This window comes from Glutamicibacter halophytocola, assembly GCF_001302565.1.
GTDB lineage: Bacteria > Actinomycetota > Actinomycetes > Actinomycetales > Micrococcaceae > Glutamicibacter > Glutamicibacter halophytocola.
The window spans coordinates 460,787-475,139 of the sequence record NZ_CP012750.1 but is presented as its reverse complement, the minus strand read 5'-3'; the positions used below and the strand labels follow the sequence as shown (position 1 = coordinate 475,139).

General features: G+C 60.1%; 11 protein-coding genes. 5 read left to right on the top strand and 6 right to left on the bottom strand.

All coding sequences use genetic code 11. The annotated features are described in order from the left end of the window. The first annotated feature begins 165 nt into the window (after positions 1 to 165). Positions 166 to 654, top strand: a complete 489-nt coding sequence (locus AOZ07_RS02155; protein WP_060700503.1) for an FBP domain-containing protein — start codon at positions 166 to 168, stop codon at positions 652 to 654. A 360-nt stretch (positions 655 to 1,014) separates the two neighbouring features. Further along, complete coding sequence (locus AOZ07_RS02150; RefSeq protein ID WP_060700502.1) at positions 1,015 to 4,302, top strand: S8 family serine peptidase; 3,288 nt, start codon at positions 1,015 to 1,017, stop codon at positions 4,300 to 4,302. Positions 4,303 to 4,393: 91 nt separating this feature from the next. Here the strand turns inward: AOZ07_RS02150 and AOZ07_RS02145 are convergent, their stop codons facing one another. Continuing rightward, a complete protein-coding gene (locus AOZ07_RS02145) occupies positions 4,394 to 5,434 on the bottom strand; it encodes a glycoside hydrolase family 3 N-terminal domain-containing protein (protein WP_060700501.1) in 1,041 nt (346 codons plus the stop codon). 34 nt (positions 5,435 to 5,468) lie between these two features. On the opposite strand from AOZ07_RS02145, the gene AOZ07_RS18635 reads away from it, so the two are divergent. Continuing rightward, positions 5,469 to 5,627, top strand: a complete 159-nt coding sequence (locus AOZ07_RS18635) for a hypothetical protein (protein WP_194943754.1) — start codon at positions 5,469 to 5,471, stop codon at positions 5,625 to 5,627. Positions 5,628 to 5,703: 76 nt separating this feature from the next. On the opposite strand, the gene AOZ07_RS02140 is transcribed toward AOZ07_RS18635, so the two are convergent. The 3 genes from AOZ07_RS02140 to AOZ07_RS02130 all read right to left on the bottom strand — a co-directional run bounded on the left by AOZ07_RS02140 (position 5,704) and on the right by AOZ07_RS02130 (position 8,617). Next, a complete protein-coding gene (locus AOZ07_RS02140) occupies positions 5,704 to 6,996 on the bottom strand; it encodes a Y-family DNA polymerase (protein ID WP_060700500.1) in 1,293 nt (430 codons plus the stop codon). Next, positions 6,986 to 7,402, bottom strand: a complete 417-nt coding sequence (locus tag AOZ07_RS02135) for a LexA family protein (RefSeq protein WP_084793103.1) — start codon at positions 7,400 to 7,402, stop codon at positions 6,986 to 6,988. Before AOZ07_RS02135 ends, AOZ07_RS02140 begins: the two co-directional genes overlap by 11 nt. A gap of 72 nt (positions 7,403 to 7,474) precedes the next feature. Then, a complete protein-coding gene (locus AOZ07_RS02130; protein WP_060700499.1) occupies positions 7,475 to 8,617 on the bottom strand; it encodes a glycosyltransferase 87 family protein in 1,143 nt (380 codons plus the stop codon). Between the two features lie 442 nt (positions 8,618 to 9,059). On the opposite strand from AOZ07_RS02130, the gene AOZ07_RS02125 reads away from it, so the two are divergent. After that, on the top strand, positions 9,060 to 9,914 hold the full coding sequence (locus AOZ07_RS02125) for an NAD-dependent epimerase/dehydratase family protein (RefSeq protein WP_060700498.1): 855 nt from the start codon (positions 9,060 to 9,062) through the stop codon (positions 9,912 to 9,914). Positions 9,915 to 9,981: 67 nt separating this feature from the next. Here the strand turns inward: AOZ07_RS02125 and AOZ07_RS02120 are convergent, their stop codons facing one another. Then, positions 9,982 to 11,259, bottom strand: coding sequence for an NAD(P)/FAD-dependent oxidoreductase (locus AOZ07_RS02120; protein WP_060700497.1), 1,278 nt, complete (start codon positions 11,257 to 11,259; stop codon positions 9,982 to 9,984). Between the two features lie 323 nt (positions 11,260 to 11,582). Between AOZ07_RS02120 and AOZ07_RS02115 the strand changes: the two genes are divergently transcribed. Next, entirely contained in the window at positions 11,583 to 12,788 is a 1,206-nt protein-coding gene (locus AOZ07_RS02115; RefSeq protein WP_060700496.1) for a hypothetical protein, read from the top strand. Between the two features lie 324 nt (positions 12,789 to 13,112). Here the strand turns inward: AOZ07_RS02115 and AOZ07_RS02110 are convergent, their stop codons facing one another. Further along, a complete protein-coding gene (locus AOZ07_RS02110; RefSeq protein WP_060700495.1) occupies positions 13,113 to 14,315 on the bottom strand; it encodes a sensor histidine kinase in 1,203 nt (400 codons plus the stop codon). Positions 14,316 to 14,353: the final 38 nt, after the last annotated feature.

Below are 14,353 nucleotides of genomic sequence, written 5' to 3'. Positions count from 1 at the left end.
CGTCTGCGCGTCGAACGGGGCCGGCAAGTAATAACCGCCCAGGGCCTTGTCCTTTGGGTTTTTCTTGGCTGCCCATTCTTTCGATTCATTGCAGACCTCAACGTCCCTTTTTGACTAATACCTTCGCGCGCCATTTTTCTGTGCGCGGACTTATTGAGGATAATCATGCAGCCCTTAACCGAAAAAACCATTCGTTCTTCCTTCATTAACGCCAGCCGCCAGGAAGCCAAAAAACTGACGCTCCCCGAAGACTTCAACTCCCTCGACTGGGATTCCATCGATTACCTCGGTTGGCGGGACCCCAAGATGCAGCAGCGCGGCTACCTGTTCCACGCCGATGAATCGGGCCGGACCCGGGGCATCTTGCTGCGTCCCACCGAAAGCGGACGCAAAACGAGCAACGCCGCCATGTGCGAGATGTGCCGAGACGTCAACATCCCTGCCGCCGTGGGCATGTGGACCACTCGCCGAGCAGGACAGGCAGGCCGCGACGGGGACACCCTGGGAACGCTGATTTGCCTGAACTTCGAGTGCTCACGCAACGTGCGCATCCCGCCTCCGGAGAATCCGATCTACCCGGATCCGATGGTCGTTGTCGCCGAGCGCATCCAGCTGCTCGACGAGCGCGTGCACAGCTTCTTGAACCGCCTCTAGGAGCACCGCGGACCGAACCCATGTCCCGATCGCCAAACCCGTTCGGCGCTGGCCAACTGATGAGTAACAAAGCGACGATTTTTTCTAAAAAATCCTCGTGCTCAACGGCTAGCGCCGGGCGGGTTTGTCGCAGTGCTGCGCGGTTTTTATTGTGAAATGGCCCAACCGGCCCGAGTGCCGTTTACAGAATATTATTCAACAACCCCTTGATATATGCCGTGCGTCACCTAGGATTCCTAGCTATAGGACGACGCACCAGCGGACGTCGCCTCGGACGATCATCAAAGCTCGCACCGCTTTGCCATTTTCGCCCGCCCCGTGACGGGAGCAGTACCGCTACCCAGCCCAGCTAGGAGAACCATGGTCACTCGGCGCACGCAACGAGTGCCGCGCCTGATTTTGGGGTCAGCCACTGCACTTGCAATGGCTGTCACCCTTTCAGGTCCGGCAAGTGCAGCAGGCATTCCTCAACCAGCAGATGGCGAACAGGCTTTCTCGCTGCCGATTAGCAGCTCCCAGGCGCTGTCAAAACTCAAAGTTTCAGGACCACTAGCCAAAGCCTCCGGCAAGGTATCGGTGTTCGTGCAGCTTGAGGGCGACGGCGCGTTCGAGGCCGTCAAGAAGTCTGGCAAGAAAAAAGACACCGCCAAGGTCAAGAAGATGGGCAAGGACGTCAAGGCCAAGGGCAAGCAGCTCGCGGCCGAAGCGAACTCCACGATCATCTACACCACGCACAATGCTTTGCGGGGCGTGGCCCTCACCGGCGACGCTGATGACCTGCGCAAGCTCGCAGAACGCAGCGACGTTGCAAAAATCAGCTCCATCGTTCCGAAGAAGCCGTCAAACCGCAGTTCCGTGGTTGATACCGGAGCCCTGGAATCGTGGAAGTCCCTGGACAAGACCGGCGAAGGCATCAAGGTCGCCATCTTGGACACCGGCGTGGACTACACCCACGCAAGCTTCGGCGGACCCGGCACCCTGGAAGCCTACAAGGAAGCGCAAGCCTCCGAGCAGCTGCCTTCAACCGACTCCGGGCTGCGCGATGGCAACAAGTTCATCGGCGGCTGGGACCTGGTCGGCGATGACTACAACGCCAACGATGCGGATGAAAGCTACCAGCCCATTCCGCACCCGGACCCCAACCCGCTGGACTGCGAGGCTGCCGGCCACGGCTCCCACGTTGCAGGCACCACCGCCGGCTACGGCGTGAACGCCGACGGCTCCACTTTCACCGGAAACTACGCTGACTTGGATGCCAAGGCCCTCTCCGAGATGAAGGTCGGCCCCGGCTCGGCACCCGGATCGCAGCTGATCGGCATCCGTGTCTTCGGTTGCGAAGGCTCCTCCTCCGTGGTGGGCCAGGCACTGGATTACGTCCTGGATCCCAATGGCGACGGCGACTTCTCCGACCGCGCCCAGGTAGTGAACATGTCTTTGGGCTCGGATCACTCACCGACCGAAGACCCGGAAAACGACATCGTTGATGCCCTGACCAAGGCGGGCATCCTCTCGGTAGTGGCCTCGGGCAACGCAGGCGATGTCACCGATGTCGGCGGCTCCCCCGGCAACTCGCGGTCCTCGCTGACCGTTGCCAACTCGGTTGGCTCGCACGTTACCCTGGACAAGATCCAGGTCGACGAGCCTGGCGATGTTGCAGGTACTGCTTCGGGCCAGTACTCCGCAAACTTCAACTACACCACTGCTGACCCAGCAAAGCTCTCCGGTGAAGTTGTGATGGCCCCGGCCGGCAACGAATATGGTTGCGACGCATTCGAAGCGGGTTCACTGGAAGGCAAGTGGGTTTGGCTCAAGTGGAGCGAGAACGGCGAATTCCCTTGTGGATCCGGCGCTCGTTTCAACAACGCCGAAGCCGCCGGTGCCACCGGTGTTCTCCTGGATTCCGAAGCCAACCTCTTTGATGCCGGTATCGCGGGCAACGCCACCATCCCAGGTGCCCAGTTCACCTTGGATGAGTCGCAGCGACTGCGCCCAGCTGCAGAGGCTGGCACGCTGAAGGTGACCCTGTCTCCTGAATTTGTTGGAGGCTCTTCCAGCGAATCCGGCGCCGGAGATACCTTGAACTCCTCGTCTTCGCGCGGCGTTCATGGCACCAACGGCGTAGTCAAGCCTGACGTTGCCGCACCGGGCACGCAGATCGGCTCGGTCGGTGTCGGCACCGGCACCGGCACCGCCGTCATGTCGGGCACCTCAATGGCCACCCCGCTGGTGGCAGGCATTGCGGCACTGGTTCTTGAAGACAGCGACTACACCCCCTATGAGGCCAAGAGCGTCATCATGAACACCGCTGCCACCGACATCAAGGCCGCCAACGGCGAGGCCTACGGGCCGAACCGCGTAGGCGCTGGCCGGGTGATGGCCGATGCCGCCATCCAGACCCCTGCCTTTGCCTACGATTCCGAGGCACCGGATCTGACCAGCGTGGTCTTCGGAGTTATCGAGCTCGACGGCAAGAAGGGCTACTCCGCCCAGCGCCAGATTACCGTTCAGAACACCAGCGACAAGGCCCAGACCTACCAGGCCGGCTACGTTGCTTCCACGCAGATCCCCGGTGCAACCTACACCCTGGACCGCAAGAGCATCACCGTGGAAGCAGGCAAGAGCGCGCAGCTGACCGTGACCCTGCGTGTTGATCCGAAGAAGTGGGCCAAGACCATCGATCCAACGATGGACACCACCCAGTCCGGGCTGTCCCGTGCATGGCTGGCCGATGCTACCGGTCGCGTTGAGCTGACCAGCAGCGACGCTCCAACCCTGCGCATCCCGGTCCAGGCAGCTCCGAAGCTGGCCGCCGACATGTCCGGTTCGGCGAAGAAGCTGAAGAAGGGCTCGGACACCACGATGCTCAGCTTGAAGGGCAAGGACATCACCGCTGGGCAGGGCGCTACCGAAGTGACCTCGTTGCTCGGTGCCTTTGAACTCGGTGCTTCCAGCGAACGCGGCAACGCCTCGCTGGATTCCATCCCGGCAGCACGATCCATGGATCTGCAGTATGTCGGCGCTTCGAGCACCGCGCCACGCACCGGTGTGGCCGATGGACAGCTGAACATCGGCATCTCCACCTGGGATAACTGGGCCCACCTGGCCGGTGGCACCGAGCTGGATGTCGAGATCGACACCAATGGCGATGGCGAGGCCGACTTTGTCACCTTCACCGCCGCCATGGATGAGGTCGACCTGGATCTGGCAGCGACCTTCGATCTGGCCACCGGCGAGCAGGTTGACCTGCAGCCAGTGAACGGCGTGCTGGGCGATGTTGACACCAACACCTTCGACACGAATACGGCAATCCTGCCCGTCTCGCTTTCGGCTCTGGGCCTGAGCGAGGACGCAGCGCAGATCTCCTACCGCGTCCTTGGCTACACCTGGTACAACACCGATGAGGCCGGCTCGATGGTTCCTGTGGACCAGACCGGCTGGATCGACTTCAACGCGGCGACGCCGCAGGTTGATTTTGGCGCAGAAGGCTCGCTGTTCACGGACCTGAAGGGCAACAAGATCCCGGTAACCGTTGCCGATAGCACCAAGGCTTCCAAGGCGCTGCTGCTGCACCTGCACAACGCCAGCGGGGACCGTGCCCAGGTGCTGGACATCGTTTCCGGCAAGACCGGAAAGCCAAAGGGCAACTAGCCTCCAGCTTTCCCGAGACCAGGTCCGGGGCGCTTCCTAGCGAGTAGGAATGCGCCCCGGACCTTTCTTAACCCCAAAAGCGGGGCAATGCTCAGTTCTGGCGCAGCTTTGCTTCCAGAATCGCCGTTGCCGCCTCACGGACCTGGTCTGCGAACTTCTGATCGCCCTTGGCTTCTTGAGCCAGCGCCTTGGCCATGACGATCGCCTGATCGGATTTCACGCATAGCGGCACGGTTCCGCCAGCCGCCACGAACTTCACTGCCCTTTGGCCCACGGGAACCGTGCTGACCTGCTGTGCCTCGCAAAGGTCATCGGAAATCACCACTCCCTCATAGCCCAGGTCCTGGCGCAGCAGCCCGGTGATGATCTTCTTCGAGAAGGGCGCATCATTTTTCGCATCAAGTTTCGCGTAGCGGGCGTTGGAGATCATGACCCACGCGTTGCCTTGGCTGATCGCCTGCTTAAAAGGCTCGAGGTCGGTGGCCTGCGCACCGATCACCGTGTCGGTGACGCTGGTGGAGGTGTCGGTATTTTTCAACACCCGGCCCAGACCGGGGAAGTGCTTGACCACCGGCTGCACCCCGGCTTTGCCCAGGGCGTCATTCACGGTGGTGATGGCCGAGGAAACCTCGCCGGCGGTGTTGCCGTACTGCCGCCCGAAATAGCCGATGGGCGCGTTGCTGGTGCCGATCGCGGCGGGAACGACATCCGCCACCGGTGCGAGGTTCACATTGATCCCGGCCTCGGCCAGCTCCTCACCGGCTTGCTCGATGCGCGAGGACAGCTTGCCGGTGGACCATTGGCCCTGTTCGGAAGCGGTGGGCAGCTGGCTGAACCCGGCGCCCTGCAGCACCCGGACAAATCCGCCTTCCTGATCGGTGGCCACCCAGACCGGAAGCTTGCCCGGAACATTGGATTTCAGGGTTTTGGCTATGCTCCCGACTTTCGCAGCGGTTTGCTTGAGTGAAAGCTGCGACCGCCCGCGCAAGAATACGTTGCCGATGCCCTGCTTCTTCATGGCGTTCAGTTCGCTGCTGCCGGCTCCTGTCGCTGGGACTCCTGCCATGACCAGGCTTGCTGCTTGTTGCTCAATCGACAGCTGGTCTGCCAGTTCTTCCGCCTGCTGGCGCACCGTCGGTTTCTGGCTTGGCGGGGGCGGTGCTGAAGTGCTGGACGCGGGACCGGATGGCCTGCCAGTGGGCGAGGCTGGGGCTGAGGGCACGGCGCTCGTTGAGCTGGGAGCATTGTTCTGCGAGCTGGGCGCGCTGCAACCACTGAGCAAGAGCATCGTGAGCATTCCCAACGACATGAGCTGTCTGACGTGAGTAGTCATGACTCCATCCTCCCACCCGGATCTGCGAAGACGCCGAAAGCTTCTTCAGGTGGACTTTGTTCAATGTTCTAGGCCCGGACTTCCAGAAGCTCATCCCACTCGGTGGTGTAGCGCTGGGAAATATGTTCGCGCTTCATCGTCCAGGCCGGGCTCTGGGCCATCCCCGCGGGACCCAAGCCGATGGACTTCGCCCCGAAACGGGCGGAAATATCCTGCACAACCGAAGAAACGTTCTTCTGCTCTTCCTCCTCCTGCTCGTCGCCAAGCCCGAAGAGATCCAGCTGCTTTTCTCCCGGCGAATCGCTCAGCCCGGAAAGGATCACTCCTCCGCGCACGTAATCCATGCCCGGCTGCATCAGGTCCCCCATGGCGGCGATGGCCAGCTTGCTCAGCAGGATCGGATCGCGTGTTGGCCGAGGCAGGCGCACCTGCGCGCTGGGGAACGACGACTCGCCCTGGGCAAATCTGCTGGTCCCCGCGGTAACTGTCAGCAGCGAGGCATAGCGCCCTTCGCTCGCCAATCGGCTGGCGGCCTTTTGCGCGTAAATGGACATGACTTCTTCCATGGCCTCATGGGTGCGCACCGGGGTCGAGAAGGACCGGGTGAACATGACCTGTCCACGATCCGCGCGTTCTTCCACCGGGCCGATGCAGCGCTGCCCATTGAGCTCGAACACGGTGCGCTGCAGCACGACCGAAAATTTCTTGCGGATGAGCAACGGGTCGGCGTCCCTCAAATCCGCGATGGTTTCAATGCCCATGCTGGCCAGCTTGGCTCCGGATTTTCGCCCGACGCCCCACACATCGGTCACGGGAACCCGGGAAAGAATATTGTCCAGAACCCGCTGGTCCATCAGTTGCTGAACGCATACGCCGCCGAGGCCCGGATTGTGCTTGGCGATATGGTTGGCCAGCTTGGCCAGGGTTTTGGTGGAAGACACTCCGACGCAGACCGGGACACCAACGACCTTGTCGATGGCCTTGCGGATCTGCGCCGCGGTGCTGCGCACCTGTTCCAGGCTCCCTTCCAAGCCGATGAACGATTCATCGATGGAATACACCTCATGCCAGGTTCCGTAGCGGCCGAGCAGTTCCATGACGCGGGCGGACATGTCGCCGTAGAGTTCATAGTTGCTTGAGCGCACGGCCAGGTGGTGGCTGTCCATGAAACGCTGGACCTTGAAGAATGGCTCGCCAGTGGCTATGCCCAGGTCTTTGGCTTCCTGCGACCGGGCGACAACGCAGCCGTCGTTATTGGAGAGCACGACTACCGGCCGGTTGCGCAGCGAGTAGTCGAAGGCCCGCTCGCAGGAGACGTAGAAATTATTCACGTCCACCAGGGATACATGGTCAGCGGACATGATGCAGGCACCTGGTAATCACGCCGAAGACTCCCACTTCATCGCCTTCGTCGAGCCAGACCGGCAGCGGCGATTCGTCGCTGAGCAATCCTACTTTGGGCCCATCGATATGCCAGCGCCGCACCAGCATCTGGCCGTTGAGGTTCACAATGACCACCGAAGCATGGCGGACCGGTAGCGAGCGGTCGACGATCACTTCATCGCCATCATGAATCCCGGCGGACTGCATGGCATGCCCGCTGACCCGCATGATGAAGGTGGACACCCGATCCCGGACCAGCAGCCGGTTCAAATCCAGGCCGCCGTCGAAGTAGTCGCGCGCTGGCGAGGGGAACCCCATCGCGGATACGGCTTGCACCGGGCCCTGGCTGGCGTCCGGAGGCATCAGTTCCTGTTCGTCGGCCACACCCACCACTCCCTGCCGCAAGCTAGTACAAATGTTCGAATACAAGAATTGTACAGCGCCCGGCAGGATGCTTCACACCGGTGATGCTTCGAGCAGCTCCCGCGGCTTGGCCCACAAGGCAATCACCAGGCACAACACCATGCCCACCACCGGGACGGCAGGCCAGATATACCACCAGGCCGCCAGCTCATGATCCGGATGGATGCCAAAGAAGCGGATGGTCCATTTCGCCGAAACCATCAATTCCATGCTGAACAGCACCAATATCGCCACCATGATCCGCCGCGGCCATGCGTCCAGGCGGAGGGCCACCACGGCCCACGCGTAGGCCATCACCGGGCCCCACACCCAGTGGTGCGACCAGCTCACCGGGGACACCAGCAACGGGCACGTTGCGGCAATGCCCAGCAGCACCACCGGCTCAACGGTTCCATCCAGCTTGTAGAGCAGGGCAATAAACGCCAGGCCGACGGCGAGCGCCAGCACAAACCAGATCAGCGAACCCGCGCCCAGTCGGGTCAGGAAACCCTGAAGGGAAATATTGTCGATATAGCCGACATTGCCCACGCGCGAAGGGTCGCGCACCACGTCGAACCAGTAGTCCAAGGTGTTGCGCCATTGGAAGACCAGCCCAATGGCCTGGGTACCGAAAAATGCCAGGGTGCCGATGATGACCGCTCGCCATTTGCGCATGGCCAACGGAAGAATCAGCAGGGCAATGGGGGTGAGCTTGATGCCCGCGCAAATACCCACAGCAATGGCAAACGGGGTCATGGACTTGGAATTCACCAACGCCAAATAGCAAGCGCCGAGAATCAAGATATTAATCTGCCCGAACCAAATGGTGTCCCGGAAGGGCCCGGAAATCAGCATCAGGCAGGTCAGGGTCAATGGGGTGACCCAGCGGCCGAGCGGTGGCCAGCGCCGGGCAATTCGGGTGGCCAGGTCCTTGCCGACAAAGAAGGTCAGGACTATGGAGGCCAGCATCGTCACCGCCACCGAGACCCAATACGGGAAGATCGCCATGGGAAGGAAAAGCAAGGCGGCAAAGGTCGGATAGGTAAAGGGCAACCCCGGATCGTTGATGGGACCCACAAAGGGCCCGTACAAATCCTCGGGTTCGCGCAGCAGGGTCAGCGCGCCTTCGCGGTACACCGACAGATCCCAGCCGGTAGGCTCGATGGCGATCAACGTCCAGGCCAGGATCAAGACCATCGCTATTTCCAGGATGGCTGTTGAACGCGGAACTGGCCTGATGATTGAAGAACGGATAAATCATCACCCTAGCATTGGTGGATCTGGCGGCCCGGCAATCCAAGCGCCTGGCAGCAGTAAAGGAATTCTGAAAGCACGAACAATGAATTCAGGCGGAGCGGCTTTCATCATCGGTGCCGGTCCGCGCCAATTCCTCATTTGCGCCTGCCATTAACCCTAGAGCAAAAACCGAAAGCCCCATTCCGCTGCACTGTGCCTTTCATCCTCGCCAGAATTCTGGAACAAACCGGTGGAATCAGGACAGCCAACAATATCCCTAGCCCGGCGACCCCGATAAGGGTCTGCGCTGAATCCATCGCAGCACCATGAAAGCAGACGGAACTTTTCCATCGGGCGAGAAGTTCTAATCTTGAAGCAGAAGAATTGCCCACGAAGGAGCGCAGTGAAAGTTCTACTAGTCAGTTGCGGCGATGTCGCCACCGAAGCCGGACTGCGCTTCCATGCCCAGGGACACGAGGTGACCGGGTGGCGACGCAACAGCAGCAAGCTTCCCGAGCAGTTCGCCGGACAGGACGTCGACCTGCTGGATCCTGGCCACTGGCCGGACATGGATCCCGAGACCGAAGTAGTGGTCCTCACCCCGGTCCCGGTGACCCGCGATGTCCAAGGATATGAGCGCAGCTATCTGCAGGTGGCCCAGGAACTTTGCGCCCGGCTTCGCGAGCAGGCGCCACGACTGCGCCGCCTGGTCTACATCTCCTCCACCGCCGTGATGGGCGGCGAGGACGGCGAATGGGTCAATGAGCAGGCACCGGTGGCCGCCACCCGCGACACCGCAAAGGTTTTGGCACGTACCGAAGCCGCGCTCGCCGAAAGCGGCCTGCCGGTGACCATCTTGCGCGCCTCGGGCATCTACGGCCCGGGGCGCACCAGGCTGATTGATCTGGTTATCTCTGGCACCGCTAGAATTCCTGCAGGTTCGCACTGGACCAATCGGATTCACCGCGATGACCTGGCCGCGGCCATCGTTCACGTGGCCAGCCTGGGCGGCCAGGCGGCCGATCTGTATCTGGCCTCGGACAGCACTCCGGCCCAGCTGGGCGAGGTGTACCAATTCCTCGCCGCCGAACTGGGCCTGGAGCGGCCGGAGCAGGAAATGGCGCCGGCCACGCGGCGTGCCGGTGACCGGCGCTTGGATAACTCCGCGCTGCTGGGCAGCGGCCTGGCATTGCAATTCCCAAGCTATGCCGAGGGATACCGCCAGATCCTGTCCGGCGCCTCTACCCGGCACGCCTAGCTCCAAGGCATCGCTGGGCCAGCTGGATCAGCACCCATCTCAAATGCCCGCTGCGCCTAGCCCGGGCCTAGAATCCCTTGCGCAGCGGATTGAAGTGACGGGCAATGGCTGGAACTTGTTCACCAGTAATCTGGGCAGCCAAGATCTTCCCGGTCAGCGGGCCCAGAGCCACTCCCCACATGCCATGGCCGCCGCCTACCGACACGCGAGCCGATCCAGTTTGGCCAATGAGCGGCAGTCCGTCGGCGGTGCAAGGACGCCCGCCCACCCACTCTTCCCTGCGGTGCTCCCAGTTGATGCCCTTGTAGACCGGGGCTGCAGCGGCCACGATGGCTTCGATGCGCTTCGGCTCCAGCTTGTGGTTCACATCCCGGAATTCCATGGTGCCGGCGATCCGGAAACGGTCGCCCAGTGGGGTGCAGGCCACGCGTTGGGTCGGGAAGTAGATCGGGTGCGTCGGCATATGTTCGGGCTCGACGGTGAATGAGTAGCCGCGTCCGGCCTGGACCACTACGTTGACCCCGAACTTCTTGGCCATATCGGTCATCCAGGCGCCGGTTGCCAGCACCACGTGGTCCGCGGTGATTGCCCGCCCCTCGGAACCGATCGCAGTCACCGAGTTCTTGTTGTCGCGAATGTCGGTGACGTTAAAAGATCCAATAATGTCGCCGCCGCGCTCAACGACCGATTCAGCGAGCGAAGCCATGAACTTCGGCGGGTTGATGTAGCGCTGGTTCTTGATAGCAACACCAGCGGCAACGTTATCCGAAAGTGTTGGCTCTATTCCGCGCAGCTGGTCGCCGGTGAGCAATTCATAGTCGACGCTGCCGCCGGTTTTCTCGATCATCTCAAATTCATGCAGGAACGATTCGCGGTCCTTGAACGAGGTGAATCCGGTGAGGAAGGGGTTTGCCGGCTTGGTCAATTCAAGCACGCCAGGACCCGCTGTCGTGGCCTGGGCAATCTCGTCGAAGGCGTCAAGGCCGCTGCCTCCGATTTCCGAGAAAATGCGCATGGCCGCTTCCCACCGCTTGGGCATCGAGTGCCACGCGAAGCCGAGCAAGAAGCGCAGCAACTTTGCATCGGCCTTCAACGGAATGTACAGCGGCGAGGTCGGGTCAAGCATCATTTTCAGGCCGTTGGCAAAAATCGCCGGCTCCGCGATGGGCAGGGTCAAAGCCGGAGTCAGCCACCCGGCATTGCCCCACGATGAGCCTGACGCTACGCCGCCTCGATCAACAACCGTGACTTTCACGCCGGCTTCTTGCAGGTACCAAGCCGTGGACAAGCCTACGAACCCCGCACCGACAACGACAACATGATCTGGCGCAGTTACCCCTGCCATGGCCCACTCTCCTTGCAATCTTTTGGCCCCTTAACACGAGGTCGCATGTGTTCACTGTCGCGCGAACCGCAGTGAAATTCAACGCGTTCTGAGGATTTAACGGTGAGCGCCACCACACTACGGTGTGATGTGTGTTTTCTGCGGAAATCCTTACCATTCGCCGCACTTTTAACAATTCTCTGACGAGAGGCGAAAACTTTAACCGCACGGGATGCAATGAAGCACATCAAGAAATCACGCCTGAACCGTGCCCTGCGTACACTGAAAGGAAGCGAAAATTGCCCTTTCTCGATCAGCCATCTCAAAGGAACACCACCACACACATGGCCTCACGCAAACCAGCCAAGAAGAAACCAGCTCAGGGACATCCAGCTCGCCGTGCAGGCGCCAGCTCCGTACCTTTTGAAACAGAGGTGCGACAGGCACTTCAGCCGTTCAAATCGCAGCTCTTCCGTCACTTCCAAGAAGAAGGCCAGCCTGCCAGCGAAACCCGCGCAGCGCTCGAAGGGTTGACCACCCTGCTGACCGCCCATGCCCAGTTGCGCAAGAGCGTTGACGTACAGTCACTGGATCCATCAATTCTTGGTGAGCAGCTCGGCCACCTGTCCTCCCTGGGCAAAGAAGTTGCCGCAACTAGTGCAGCAATCCTCAAGCACTACCTGACGTTCTTGGGCACCTCCGCCAATTTTGGCGGCAGTGTGGAGGACTTCAAGCAGACTTTTGAGTTCCTCTCCCGCATGGCTGGTGACTCACCGATCGTCGCGCCTTACCTTGAAGACGAGGAAGCAAATGGCGCTTTCGAATCCATGCCATTCGTCTTTGCAGCGCGCGAGCTGATCCAGTGGGTTGGCGATGGCAAGCCCACCACACCGGCCGGAGTATTGACGGCGGAAACCTTGCAGGACGCAGCCGCGGCACTGGGCCTGTTCATCAAGGTCGACGGGAATGCTCCAATCCCCGAGGATGCCATCTGGGAACCAGAAGATGGGACTGTCGTTCCTTCGCTGGCAGACATCCCCCGGCTTTCCGCCTACTGGGATGCGCTGATCGGCACTGCCATGCTGACCTACCAAGCACCTCACGCCAAGCCAACAGAGTCGCTCAGCGAAGCGCTGTTGGCTTCCAGCGGTGCCGGCGCACGCGTGGTCAAGGAACTGATCGCGGAAGTGCTGTACTCGCACATCCTGATCAACACTTTGGAGAAGCCAGGCCAGGCGCAGATCGCGGAAATGGTGGCCGGGGTCTTGAGCAACGCCGCCTCATCCACGCCCCCACGCGCCGAGTTTGCCTTGCAGATTCCAACCACGGATGACCTTCCCGAAGAACAGCACCACCTGATCCCAAGCCTCGAGGAGGTTGTGCCACAGGTTGAATCGCTGCTGCGCGTCTTCGAGCGCGAAGGCCTGGTAGAAATCGACGAGCACATTACCGTTCCCATTGTGCTTCGTTCTTCATTGGAGCGCGCATTGGGCAAGGTTTCGGATCATGTGCTGAAACAGGACACGGATTCGAGCGCCCCGGAAGCGTAAGACCCGCAGTTGCCCAAATGCGATGTGCCCGGAGGATCTCCAGGCACATCGCATTTTTATGTGATTCTCAGATATCGGCGAGACCACGTCGGTCTGGACTTAAATTATAAAAGGTACGTTGCATTGTAGACAGACAACGACGGGCGATGGGGGCGCAGCCGCCGATGAAAGATCAGTCCGTTTATTCAATGCAACGTACCTTTTAATCACCCTCAGGTCCTTCATGATGCCACTCGCAAAACACCACCAAGTACCTTATTGGTGATCGGTCTTCACCGATACATGTCTAACTTATCGCGTTCACAAGAATTTCGAAATCATACTTTAGTAGGAGGGTAGGGCCTTGAACGGTATGCTGGCCCGAAGTGTCCACAGTCCCTTTTCGGAGCTGGTCGAGAACTTTCCGCCAAAAGTTCGCATGCGGTCGGACATTCCAATCAGCCCGCTGCCACCCTCTGGCAGGCCCTTTGCCTTTCTGCCTGAAATGTCTATCTGATTAGTAATTTCAAGTACAGCTTCCGTGCCGTTGGATACCAATTCCAGGGTGCAGACACTACCTGGAACACCATGCTTTATGACATTCGTTGTAGCTTCTTGCATCACGCGATAGATCGCTGTCTGCGCCGAACGGGGAAGATCAGAGATCTCCTCATCCGTGGTTGAGTTCACTTTAAAGTTCGCGTCTTTGAGGCGTTGCGCGAAAAGTTCTACTCCTTGAAGCGCGTAAACGGTCGTTGCAGCCGGCTTGTCGACACCCAACGCCGCTTCGTCCGACATCGTGCCATCAGCCCGCAATACGTTGAGCATCAGACGCAAGTCGTGCAGGGTTTCGGAACTCAGCTTGGCAATGACATCCAAGGCATCGAGAGCCATTTGGCCGTCGTTGGCAAATTTCGCCGCTTTCGACTGCATGGCCACGATGGTGATGTCATGCGCAACAATGTCATGAAGATCGCGGGCGATGTTCTTGCGCTCCCTTTCAATAGCTGAGCGCGTTTGCTCTTGAGCCCTGAGCATTTGCTGCACGACATCTGCGTTCTTCTCTCGCAGGATGAAAATGCTGCGAGTCAGAAAGTAGGCCAATGCTGTCAGCGGGATCAGAGCCACCAGCAATATGGCGTCCTGATCCGCTTGGAATCCAAATTGGACCATCCAGGCGGCCGACAATGTCAGGAATAACCCACGAACACTCCGGGCACTCACCGTGGCCGCAAGGGCAGCAAAGATCATGAACGAGACGATCGTCCATACAAACAGGAAACCCGCATTGAGAAAAAAGTAGGCAACAGCTACAAAAAGGCCCAATGACACCGCAACCCAGCGCGTTGCCAATAGCAAGGTAACGCAAAGCATGAGCCCTACCAGAGCGCCTTGAACCGATACCTCAGAGGAACCGCTGAATCCATCTTCCAGCAGGGTCAAGAACTCGCTGCTGGACATCACAACGAGTACCGTGATGCCAACCCAAATAATGACACCCCGACCAGCCAGGAGCTTGGTCAGGGTGCTTTTCAGTCGTTCACTCATAGGCCGAATAATTCACGGCAACGCTGATCAAGTCAAAT